The following is a 1,581-nucleotide window of genomic DNA, read 5'->3' on the forward strand; positions in this document are numbered from 1 at the left end:
ATATAGACACCGGAGCCGCGCCCGGGCGTGCCCTTGGGAAAGTTGGAGGGACGCAGGAAGCGCTCTTCGCGCGGCGCGAAGGCCAGCGCATCACGCTGGTCCCAGACATGGTTGCCGGTGGTGACGACATCGGCACCGGCCGCGATCGTCTCGCGAAAGATGTCTTCGGTGATGCCGAAGCCGCCGGCGGCGTTCTCGCCGTTGACGATGACGAAATCGAGTTTGAAGTCGGAGATCAGTCCGGGCAGCTGTTCCCACACCGCCGTGCGTCCTGTCTTTCCAACCATGTCACCGAGGAAGAGAAGTCTCATATGATCCCGCACCGAAGGTCAGCGAAAGCTGCATGACGCCAGTGAAGATCATGCGTCCCTTGTACTTATCTACAATTTTGGCGCGAAGCGGCGCAACCCGCTCTCGGTGAGTATTTCCGCAATGACGACGTCATGTTCCTCATCCGGCACCATTGCCACCTCCTGGCAGTCGAAGGCGATGCCGACCAGCCGCGGCGGCTCTCCCTTGTCGATCAGCTTGGCGATGGCGCGGTCGTAATAGCCGGCACCATAGCCGATGCGATGGCCGCGTGCATCGAAAGCGGCAAGCGGCACCAGCATCACAGAGGGGTCGAGCACCTCGGCTTCCTCGTGAGGGCCGACCGTGCCGAAACCCATCTCGACCATCGGCGCGCCGCGCACCAGTTCGCGAAAGACAATGGTGGTCTTGTCGAGAATGGCCGGCAGGCAAAGCCGCGCGCCCTTTTCGCGCAAGGCAAACATCAGCGGCCTGACGTCGACTTCCGAACGCATCGGCCAGAAGCCGGAAACGATCTGGCCCGGCTCGACATGGAGGTGATCGCGCGCCGTCTCCGCCATTTCAAGCGCGACCTCCACTCGCCAGAATTCATCGAGCGCATCGCGGCGTCCGAGGGCCTCACGGCGAAGCTGCTTTTTCAGGTCTTTGAGAGAGGTCATTCAGCCAGGGTAGAAAAGGTCAGATCTGGATGGAGTTTTGGGAGCGACGTTTTCCACCGCAATCATCCACCGAAATGCGGACGCGTGGCAATAAGTGACGATCCACACAACCGGTGGAGAGAGCGATCCCGGGAACCTACAAAGTAGGTGGGCGCCGTATGAGAAAACCCACGGGTCTTCCCAGGGACAGCTCCCTAAGGATCGTTAAGGCCCCGGGGAAAATGTTCTCCTGCCGGGAAGCACAGACCGTCCCGCCCAATATAGGCTGCCGGCCGGCTAAACGCCAGTGAGACGGGCATATGTTTCCATCAGGTTCAAGCCCATTCGTCGCGGCCGGCGCACCCTTGCACAGGGTGAGCCGCGTCCTTACGGTTGCCATGACCAACCGAGGAGCAAGAATGCGTTTCGAAGGCACGGCGGCCTATGTCGCCGACAAGGATCTGATGGTGGCCGTCAACGCGGCGATCGCGCTGGAGCGGCCCTTGCTGGTCAAGGGCGAGCCAGGCACCGGCAAGACGGAGCTGGCCCGCCAGGTGGCGTCAGCACTTGGCCTCGACCTCATCGAATGGCACGTCAAGTCGACGACGCGGGCGCAGCAGGGCCTGTACGAATA

At 61.7% G+C, this 1,581-nt stretch carries 3 protein-coding genes and 1 other RNA gene; 1 reads left to right on the plus strand and 3 read right to left on the minus strand.

Annotation, left to right across the window (positions count from 1 at the left end):
* From EN939_RS33455 to ssrS, 3 genes are all read right to left on the minus strand, one after another.
* Positions 1-311: YmdB family metallophosphoesterase (locus EN939_RS33455; protein ID WP_206528416.1), on the minus strand; the 311-nt coding region annotated here is incomplete at its 3' end.
* Between the two features lie 69 nt (positions 312-380).
* On the minus strand, positions 381-968 hold the full coding sequence (locus EN939_RS33460) for a 5-formyltetrahydrofolate cyclo-ligase (RefSeq protein ID WP_127270386.1): 588 nt from the start codon (positions 966-968) through the stop codon (positions 381-383).
* 95 nt (positions 969-1,063) lie between these two features.
* Positions 1,064-1,219: non-coding RNA, 6S RNA (ssrS, locus tag EN939_RS33465), on the minus strand.
* A gap of 147 nt (positions 1,220-1,366) precedes the next feature.
* Between ssrS and EN939_RS33470 the strand changes: the two genes are divergently transcribed.
* On the plus strand, positions 1,367-1,581 hold a 215-nt coding region (locus EN939_RS33470), incomplete at its 3' end, for an AAA family ATPase (RefSeq protein ID WP_127271740.1).

The organism is Mesorhizobium sp. M7A.F.Ca.CA.002.05.1.1, assembly GCF_003998335.1.
GTDB lineage: Bacteria > Pseudomonadota > Alphaproteobacteria > Rhizobiales > Rhizobiaceae > Mesorhizobium.